At 74.7% G+C, this 9,259-nt stretch carries 7 protein-coding genes; 6 read left to right on the top strand and 1 reads right to left on the bottom strand.

The features are described 5' to 3' along the window. Positions 1-681 precede the first annotated feature (681 nt). The gene (locus ACZ6JT_RS32885; RefSeq protein ID WP_469215520.1) at positions 682-1,584 is read right to left on the bottom strand and encodes an NAD-dependent protein deacetylase; all 903 of its coding nucleotides are present in this window, start codon (positions 1,582-1,584) and stop codon (positions 682-684) included. A gap of 718 nt (positions 1,585-2,302) precedes the next feature. On the opposite strand from ACZ6JT_RS32885, the gene ACZ6JT_RS32880 reads away from it, so the two are divergent. The 6 genes from ACZ6JT_RS32880 (at position 2,303) to ACZ6JT_RS32855 (ending at position 9,130) form a co-directional block, all read left to right on the top strand. Then, entirely contained in the window at positions 2,303-3,031 is a 729-nt protein-coding gene (locus ACZ6JT_RS32880; RefSeq protein ID WP_469215499.1) for a hypothetical protein, read from the top strand. Positions 3,032-4,671: 1,640 nt separating this feature from the next. After that, positions 4,672-6,279, top strand: coding sequence for a phospholipase D-like domain-containing protein (locus ACZ6JT_RS32875; protein ID WP_469215497.1), 1,608 nt, complete (start codon positions 4,672-4,674; stop codon positions 6,277-6,279). Between the two features lie 121 nt (positions 6,280-6,400). After that, positions 6,401-6,808 (top strand): hypothetical protein, encoded by a 408-nt coding sequence (locus ACZ6JT_RS32870; protein WP_469215495.1) that lies wholly within the window; start codon positions 6,401-6,403, stop codon positions 6,806-6,808. Between the two features lie 28 nt (positions 6,809-6,836). Beyond that, complete coding sequence (locus ACZ6JT_RS32865; protein ID WP_469215493.1) at positions 6,837-7,937, top strand: LLM class flavin-dependent oxidoreductase; 1,101 nt, start codon at positions 6,837-6,839, stop codon at positions 7,935-7,937. Continuing rightward, entirely contained in the window at positions 7,934-8,665 is a 732-nt protein-coding gene (locus tag ACZ6JT_RS32860) for a CE1759 family FMN reductase (protein ID WP_469215492.1), read from the top strand. The genes ACZ6JT_RS32865 and ACZ6JT_RS32860 overlap by 4 nt, the downstream gene beginning before the upstream one ends. Before the next feature lie 210 nt (positions 8,666-8,875). Continuing rightward, positions 8,876-9,130 carry a hypothetical protein gene (locus ACZ6JT_RS32855; RefSeq protein WP_365482738.1) on the top strand — a complete coding sequence of 85 codons (255 nt, stop codon included), beginning with the start codon at positions 8,876-8,878 and terminating at the stop codon, positions 9,128-9,130. Positions 9,131-9,259 lie beyond the last annotated feature (129 nt).

The raw sequence follows: 9,259 nt of genomic DNA, 5'->3' as shown, positions 1-9,259 counted from the left end.
CGTACTCCGCCCGCCGTGCTCCGCCCGCCGTGCTCCGCCCGCCGTGCTCCGCCCGCCGTGCTCCGCCCGCCGTGCTCCGCCCGCCGTGCTCCGCCCGCCGTGCTCCGCCCGCCGTGCTCCGCCCGCTCCGCTTCGCCGCGTTCGCGTGTTCACCGTCACCGGTGGGCGGAGCCGGCCGGTCATCTTTCCTGGCCAGTCCCGGGTGGAGGGCGGACGGCCCTGACCGGGGAGCCGCACACCGATCCGGGCTCCCGCCCGGCTTTGGGCGTGGGCGAGTCCGGCGGGGAGTTGCACGTCGGCCCGGGCCGGTTGCGGTGGGGGCGAGCCGTGCGTTGGCCGTGTACCGGTTTGGCGCGGGCGCACCCCGAAGGGGGAGCCGCACGCCGGCCCGGGCCGTACCGGTTTGGCGTGGCGAGTCCGGCGGGGAGTTGCACGTCGGCCTGGGCCGGTTGCCCCGGGGTTGCGGTGGGGGCGAGCCGTGCTTGGTCGCGTACCGGTTTGGCGTGGCGAGTCGGGCGGGGAGTTGCACGTCGGCCTGGGCGGGTTGCCTCGGGGTTGCGGTGGGGGCGAGCCGTGCGTTGGCCGTGTACCGGTTTGGCGTGGCGAGTCGGGCGGGGAGTTGCACGTCGGCCTGGGCCGGTTGCCCCGGGGTTGCGGTGGGGGCGGGTGTGGGGGTGGTTTTCAGGTGTTCGGTTGGGCCTCGCCGAGGGGGATGTGCAGTTGTTCGGCCAGGGTGGTGAGGGTGGTTCCCAGGGGGAGTGCGACGCGGGTGACGGCGTGTGTGTCGCCGCGGGTCGCGTCCCGGTTGACGATCAGTACGGGTGTGCCCGCCTGGGCTGCCTGACGGACGAACCGCAGGCCGGACATGACCGTCAGCGAGGACCCCAGGACCAGCAGCGAGGCCGCTTGGGCGACCAGTTCACGGCACTGCTCGACCCGCCGCGGGGGAACGGCCTCGCCGAAGAACACCACGTCGGGTTTGAGGATGCCGCCGCACCGCGAGCAGGCCACCACACGAAACTCCCCGACCTGCTCGTCGGTGAGGTCGGCGTCACCGTCCGGGTTCAGCCGGGCGGCCATCGGCGCGAAGCCCGCGTTGGCGTCCTGGAGCCGCCGGGCGAGTTCACGGCGCGAGGCGAACACCCCGCAGGAAAGACAGACGACCCGGTCCAGGCCGCCGTGCAGCTCCACCACGTCCTGGCTGCCGGCCGCCTGGTGCAGACCGTCGACGTTCTGGGTGATCACTCCCGAGAGCAGGCCGTGCCGTTCGAACGCCGCCACGGCCCGGTGCCCGGCATTGGGCCTGGCCCGGCCGAAGGTCCGCCAGCCCAGGTGACTGCGCGCCCAGTACCGGCGCCGGGCCCGTTCACTGGCGGTGAACTCCTGGTAGGTCATCGGGGTGTGCCGGCTCAGACTCCCGCCCTCACCCCGGTAGTCGGGGATCCCCGACTCCGTGGACAGGCCCGCCCCGCTCAGCACCAGCACACCGCCGGCCCGCAGCGCATCGGCGACCGGACCCGGATCCGTGGTGCCGGGCCGCAGCTCCCCGGACGGGGTCCAGCTCAGCGTGGGACGCATACGCATACGCATGCAGCCAGCGTACGGAAAGGCACCGACACCACCCCACCACCCCTACGCACCGCCCCGCACCACCCACCGGCCGCCCCGCACCACCTCACCGGGCGTTCCGCGCCACCTCACCGGCCGACAGATGCCCCCGACCGCATACCCCCGGCAGCTCCCACACCCCGGCTCCCGCACCCCCGTCCCCGGCACTCCATCCCCCGCACGCCGCACGCCGCACGCCGCACGCCGCACGCCGCACCCCGATCCCCGGCCGCCCCGTACCCCGGCACCCGTACCCCGGCCGCCCCGATCCCCGGCACCCGTACCCCGGCCGCCCCGTACCCCGGCACGCCGCACCCCGATCCCCGGCCGCCCCGATCCCCGGCACCAATTACCCGTTCCCGCGCCCCGGCGCCTCGGTTTCGCTACCCCCTTCCCGCGGCCCGCCCCGGCGCGCCGGCCCGCGGTTCCGATGCTCCCTTCCCGCGCCCCGCCCCGGCGCGCCTCCGGTTCGCCCTCCTCGCCCCGACCGTCCTGCTCGGCCTGCGCCCGCCCGCCCCGCCCGCCCCGCCCGCAGCGGCCGCCGCGGCCAACGGAAAGCCGGTACCCGCCGGGGCGGGAGAGGTGAAAGGGTGGCGGCGCCGCCGGGGAGCACAGCCCGGGCGCCGGACGTTGGATCATCGAAGGGAGCGATGCGTTGCACCCACCGCACCACCCGAGCGATGAGGAGGACCCGATGAGCGCGGCCGACGAGGGACGGCAGTGGCCGGACGAGGTCAGTGTCGACAACGCGAGGACGACGCTGCTGCAGCTTCTCGCGCGCACGGGAGTCCCCTCCGGCGACGCACGGCAACTGATCGGGCTCCTGGAGGCCGGCGCCCTGGCCCTCGCGCACGCGGAACTGAGCGGCGCCCGCACCGCACCCGGGGACAAGGGCCAGGACTACGCCTCGGGCTGGCTCGACGGCGCCGCCCACCTCCTGGACGACCTCGGCGCCGTCACCGAACGCACCCTGACCGACGTCGTGGGAGCGGACGGGCAGAGCGGCCCTGGGGGGGAACGGCGCCGGGCCGGGCGGATGGAAGTGGAACGGGCACGGGTGGCGGTCTCCCCCCTGTACCTGTCCCTCACCCACGTCTCGGAACTGGACCCGGAAGTGACCGACGAGGTCCTCGCCGCCGTCCTCGCCACCATGAGCCCCCGCCAGCGGGCCGGCTACACCGGGCGGCTGACCGCGTTCGCCGCAACCCACCGGGACCGCCTGGAGCGCCTGTTCGCCGCGTACGGACCGGGCAGCGCCATCACCGTGCACGGCCGCTACTCGCTCCTGCACTCCGTCACGAGCATCGCCGTGCTGGAGCGGCTCCTGACCACCCCACGGGAACTGCGCGAGGAATGGGACGCCGCCGCCCTGCCGCCCGCATGGCTCGACGGACTCACGACCGCCTGGAACACCCCCGCCTGAACACCCCCACCCCGCCACGGCCGCCTGAACACCCCCCGTCCGGCCACGGCCGCCGGCCCGGGCACGGCCGTCTGAACACCCCCGCCCGGCCACGGCCACCCGGGCACGGCACCCGCCCGGCACGGCCGCCTGACACCCCCGCCCGGGCGCCCTCGGCCCGGCCACGGCCGTCCGGCCACGGCCGTCCGGCCACCCCCGTCCGGACACCCTCGGCCCGGCCACGGCTGCCCGGGCACCCCCGCCTGGGGAAGGCCGCCCGGAACGCGTTCGGCCTGAACACCGCGCCAGCCGGGCGGAATTGCGGCCCGCGGGCCACCCCGCACCCCCAAAAGGAATGAATCGCCTCCGTCCCGTACAGCCCGCCTGATGTCCGGCATGAGCCGCATAGCCAGGGGGGTCAACTCCTACGTCCCCACCGTCGCCTTCGCGTCGCCGTGCGCCATGAACCGCGCCTCGCGGCCCCGCGGCCCCTGCGCTGCGGCTGCCCGGCGTGCGCTGTCGGGCATGGCCGAGGGTCACCGGCCGTTCACCGTTGACGACGGCGTCGAGGTACCCGATCCGCACCTGGCGAGGTCTGGTCCGTCGGCGCCGTCATCCTCGACCGAACGGGCGGGTCCTTCGCACGGAGGCGAAGCCCGCCCCCGCCGGCTCCTCCCCGACAGCCGGGGCGGCGTTGGGCGACCACGCCGAGGCCGGGAGAGGGTCCTTCGGGCCCTCGCACGCGAGGCCGGGGAGGAGATCAGCCGGCGCCCGACCCGCCCACGGCGCTCCCCGGTAACCACCATCCGGACGAGCGGCGACGGCGGGTGACCGCGCCACGCCCGACCATCCCGCCGACGCCGACGCCGACGCCGACGCCGACGCCGACGCCGGAGGCCGAGCCCGACGTCACCGAGCCGCCGGCACTTGCACCCCCCGCCGCAGCGGACCGGGCACCGCGCCCCGCCACCGGCTCACCCGTCAGACCCTCGCCCGCCGCAGGGACATTGCGGGTCGGGCGTGCGCCCCGCCACGGGCTCACCCGCAACGGCCCGGCCCGCCTCAGGGACACAGTGGACCGGGCTCCGCGCCCCGCCACTGGCTCACCCGTGAGAGCTTTGTCCGCCGCAGGGACATTGCGGGTCGGGCGCTGGCCCCGCCACTGGCTCACCCGCAACGGCCCGGCCCGCCTCACGGACACAGCGGACCGGGCTCCGCGCCCCGCCACCGGCTCAGCCGTGAGAGCCTCGTCCGCCTCAGGGACATTGCGGGCCGGGGGAGTTCCCGGCCCGCGGCCTCGTCGCCCGCGTCCCCGGACAGCACCCGGGCGTCCCCGGACAGCACCCGGGCACCCCCGGACGCGCCCGAACGGCACCCGGGCGTCCCCGGACAGCACCCGGGCACCCCCGGACGCGCCCGGACAGCACCCGGGCACCCCCGGACGCGCCCGAACGGCACCCGGACGCGCCCGCGCAGCACCCGGACGCCTCCGCCCGCGCGGCGCCGACGCGTCCGAAGGAACCCGGGGCCCTGGTGGCCGGAAGTCGCCCGGGGCGGGTGAACACAGGGCTACGTGCTGGTAACTTACGCGAGTTGATCAAGGTCGGAGGCGTGGCCGACCATGCTCCCGGCCGGAGCCACCCCCCAGTCAAGGAACCACATTGGCACGCACCGTCCCTACGACGGCCCTCGTTCGCACCTCGGCCCTCGCCCTCGGCTTCTGCCTCCTCGCCCTCCCCGCCCCCGCGTTCGCCGCGGGCGCGCCCACCCCGCACCTGGACGCGGTCGAGCAGAGCCTGCGTCAGGTCTCGCCGGGCCTTGAGGGCTCGGTGTGGGAGCGCACCTCCGGAAACCGGCTCGGCTCCTCCGCCCCCGGCGGCGCCGACTGGCTGCTGCAGACCCCCGGCTGCTGGGGCGACGCCACCTGCGCGCAGCGGCCCGGATCGCGCCGTCTCCTGGACAAGACGCGCCAGGACATCGCCGCCGCCCGCCAGACGGTGGACATCTCCACGCTGGCGCCGTTCCCCGACGGCGGCTACCAGGAGGCGATCGTCGCGGGCCTTAAGGAGTCCGCGCACCAGGGCAACCGGCTCAAGGTGCGCATCCTGGTCGGCGCGGCCCCCCTCTACCACTCCACGGTGATCCCCTCCTCCTACCGCGACGAGCTGATCGCGAAGCTGGGCCCGGCCGCCGCCGCCAACATCACCCTCAACGTGGCCTCGATGACCACCTCGAAGACCGCGTTCTCCTGGAACCACTCCAAGCTGGTCGTCGTGGACGGCACCTCGGTGATCACCGGCGGCATCAACAGCTGGAAGGACGACTACCTGGAGACCACCCACCCGGTCAGCGACGTCGACCTCGCGCTGTCGGGGCCCGCCGCCGGCTCCGCGGGCCGCTACCTGGACACCCTGTGGGAGTGGACCTGCCGCAACAAGAACAGCTGGGCCTCGGTCTGGTTCGCCGCCTCCGCCGGCGCGGACTGCATGCCCTCCCTGCCCCGGCCCGCCTCCCCGGCGGGCGGCGCAGAGGTACCCGCGCTCGCCGTCGGCGGCCTGGGCGTGGGCATCCGCCAGAGCGACCCCACCTCCTCCTTCCGCCCGCTCCTGCCCACCGCCGGCGACACCAGGTGCGGGATCGGGGTGCACGACAACACCAACGCCGACCGGGACTACGACACCGTCAACCCCGAGGAGAGCGCCCTGCGCGCCCTGGTCTCCAGCGCCACCTCCCACATCGAGATCTCCCAGCAGGACGTGCACGCCACCTGCCCGCCGCTGCCCCGCTACGACATACGCCTCTACGACGCCCTCGCCGCGAAGCTCGCCTCCGGGGTGAAGGTCCGCATCGTGGTCAGCGACCCGGCCAACCGCGGCACCATCGGCAGCGGCGGCTACTCGCAGATCAAGTCGCTCTCCGAGGTCGCCGACGCCCTGCGCGGACGCCTGACCGCCCTGACCGGTGACGACGGCCGGGCCCGCACCGCGATGTGCCAAAACCTCCAACTGGCCACCTTCCGCGCCTCCGACCAGCCGACCTGGGCGGACGGCAAGCCCTACGCCCAGCACCACAAGCTGGTCGCGGTCGACGGAGCGGCCTTCTACATCGGCTCCAAGAACCTCTACCCGTCCTGGCTCCAGGACTTCGGGTACGTCATCGAGAGCCCGGCCGCGGCCGCACAGCTGGGGAGCGACCTCCTGGACCCGCAGTGGCGCTACTCCCAGGCCACCGCGACCCACGACTACACCCGAGGCCTCTGCCAGAGCTGACCCACCCCCACCCCACCCACCCCGCCCGCCCCGCCCTGCCCCGCCGCGTGTCCGGCCGGGCGGAGCGGGCAGGGCGGCAGGGCGGGGCGGGTCCCGGCGCCGCGGTGGTGCTGCTCGCCGGGTGCGGTACCGGCCCGGGGAGGAGCCGGCGGACTGGTGGTCCTCGAAAGGCGGGGAGCGGGTCAAAGGGCTCTGCGACACCCCGGGCCGCGTCAACGAGGTCTACGGGCGCCCGCCGGACGCCTACGGGCCCGCCTGCCAGGACCTGCTCACCGAGGTGGCCAAGGCGGGCCAGCCCGGCCCGCCCCCGAGCGAGAACGCCCGGGGGTTGTGGAAGGAGGCCCTGACCGCCTTCGAGCACGGCGGCGGCGAGTGCGTCGCCGGGGCCGGATCGAAGGACCGGCCCCGGGCCCGCGAGGGCATCCGCGAGGGGCACAAGGGCCTGCCTCAGCCGCCTCGCGGCCGCCGTCTCCCCGGCCCTCCCGCCGGGAATAGCCCGGACCGGCTCCCCGTTCCCCCGTATGGTTGAGTAATCAACAACCCTGGGAAGGGGAGTCATGCAGTTCGGAATCTTCACCGTCGGTGACGTCACCGCCGATCCGACGACCGGACGCGTGCCCGGCGAGCACGAACGCATCAAAGCGATGCTCGCCATCGCGCAGAAGGCCGAGGAGGTCGGCCTCGACGTCTTCGCCACCGGCGAGCACCACAACCCGCCGTTCGTCCCCTCCTCACCCACCACGATGCTCGGCTACATCGCCGCACGCACCGAGAACCTCATCCTGTCCACCTCGACGACACTGATCACCACGAACGACCCGGTGAAGATCGCCGAGGACTTCGCGATGCTCCAGCACGTCGCGGACGGCCGCGTCGATGTGATGATGGGCCGCGGCAACACCGGCCCGGTCTACCCCTGGTTCGGCAAGGACATCCGCGACGGCATCGACCTCGCCGTCGAGAACTACGCCCTGCTGCGCCGCCTGTGGGACGAGGACACCGTCACCTGGAACGGCAAGTTCCGCACCCCGCTGCAGTCCTTCACCTCCACCCCCCGCCCGCTGGACGGCGTCGCCCCCTTCGTGTGGCACGGCTCCATCCGCTCACCGGAGATCGCCGAACAGGCCGCCTACTACGGCGACGGCTTCTTCCACAACAACATCTTCTGGCCCGCCTCCCACACCCGCCAGATGGTCGACCTCTACCGGCAGCGCTACGCCCACTACGGACACGGCACCCCCGAGCAGGCCATCGTCGGCCTCGGCGGCCAGGTCTTCATGCGCCGCAACTCCCAGGACGCGGTACGCGAGTTCCGCCCCTACTTCGACAACGCCCCGGTCTACGGCCACGGCCCGTCCCTGGAGGAGTTCACCGCCCAGACCCCCCTCACCGTCGGCTCCCCCCAGCAGGTCATCGAACGGACCCTGTCCTTCCGCGACTACGCCGGCGACTACCAGCGCCAGCTCTTCCTGATGGACCACGCGGGCCTGCCCCTGAAGACCGTCCTGGAACAGCTCGACCTCCTCGGCGAAGAGGTCGTACCGGTCCTGCGCAAGGAGTTCGCGAGCCTGCGCCCCGCCGGCGTGCCCGACGCCCCCACCCACCCCGCCCGCGTGGCAGCCGCCCGCACGACCCCGAAGGAGAGCGCACAGGCATGAAACTCATCGTCGTATCGGCCGGGCTGAGCTCGCCCTCCTCCACGCGGCTGCTCGCCGACCGGCTCACGGCCGCCACCCTGCGGCACACCGACACCGACGTCGAACCCGAGGTGATCGAGCTGCGGGACCTGGCCACCGAGATCGCCCAGCACCTGGTCACCGGGTTCCCGCCCGCCCGCCTGGCCGCCGCGCTCGACGCCCTCGCCGCCGCGGACGGCCTGATCGCCGTCACACCGGTCTTCGCCGCCTCCTACAGCGGCCTGTTCAAGTCGTTCTTCGACGTCCTCGACCAGGACGCCCTGACCGGCAAACCGGTCCTCATCGGCGCGACCGGCGGCACCGCCCGGCACTCCCTGGTCACCGAACACGCCCTGCGCCCGCTCTTCACCCACCTGCGCGCGCTCGTCCTGCCGACCGCCGTGTACGCGGCCTCGCCCGACTGGGGCCAGCAGGGCCTGGCGCAGCGGACCGCCCGGGCGGGCGCGGAACTGGCACGCTTCATGACACCCACCCCCCACCGCGCCACCCCCGACCCGGCCCCCGACACCGCCCGCGACACCGTCGGGGACCACGCGCCGCCCGCCGCCGCGGACACCGCCGTGGACCTCGACACCGCCGCGGCGATCGCACCCCGCTCCTCAACCGGGGCCATCACCTCGGTGGATCCGGCGGACGGCTTCCAGGTCGTGCCCTTCGCCCAGAGACTCGCCGCACTCGGCGCCCGCTAGCCGCGCCCGCTAGCCACGCCCGCCAGCCGCGCCCGGACCGCACGGGGCGCATGGTGGCTCCCGGGGGAGTGCGAAGGGGGCGCGACATGCCGAAACGATACTGCGGCGGGCATTGGAGTGAACCACCGTTCCCGGCGGCACCCCCGAGCGGTTGGACCGGCCGACGCGCACATCGACCGGCGCGCCGTTCCAGACATCTTTAGGGGAGTCATGCGTATTCGTTCTGCTGTCACCGCCTCCGTCCTGGCCGCCGGCATCCTGCTGGGCGGGGCCGGTGCCGCCCTGGCCAACGACGGGGTCGACATCGACTACTTCTCCGGCGGTCACGCGGCCTCCTCGTCGAACTGCTCCACGCTCGCCGCGGTGCCCCAGAGCCGTCCCGGGTACACCGGCCCCACCTACACCTCGAACTGCGTCACCGACGGCGAGAAGGAGTGGGTGAAGGGTCACCACCTGGGCGCCTGACCCACAAGCGGTACCACGCCGCGGGGGGGGGGGGGGGGGGGGGGGGGGGGGGGGGGGGGGGGGGGGGGGGGAGGGGGGGGGGGGGGGGGGGGGGGGGGGGGGGGGGGGGGGGGGGGGGGGGGAGGGGGT

It is taken from the genome of Streptomyces sp. NPDC046308 (assembly GCF_055588065.1).
The sequence above is the reverse complement of the archived record's forward strand: the minus strand, read 5'-3'. Positions and strand labels throughout refer to the sequence as shown.

What these genes read in the sequence shown, in the direction of transcription:
- ACZ6JT_RS32885 (WP_469215520.1), bottom strand. Translation starts at nt 1,584, where the DNA reads ATGCGTATGCGTCCCACGCTGAGCTGGACCCCGTCCGGGGAGCTGCGG.
- ACZ6JT_RS32880 (WP_469215499.1), top strand. Translation starts at nt 2,303, where the DNA reads ATGAGCGCGGCCGACGAGGGACGGCAGTGGCCGGACGAGGTCAGTGTC.
- ACZ6JT_RS32865 (WP_469215493.1), top strand. Translation starts at nt 6,837, where the DNA reads ATGCAGTTCGGAATCTTCACCGTCGGTGACGTCACCGCCGATCCGACG.
- ACZ6JT_RS32860 (WP_469215492.1), top strand. Translation starts at nt 7,934, where the DNA reads ATGAAACTCATCGTCGTATCGGCCGGGCTGAGCTCGCCCTCCTCCACG.
- ACZ6JT_RS32855 (WP_365482738.1), top strand. Translation starts at nt 8,876, where the DNA reads ATGCGTATTCGTTCTGCTGTCACCGCCTCCGTCCTGGCCGCCGGCATC.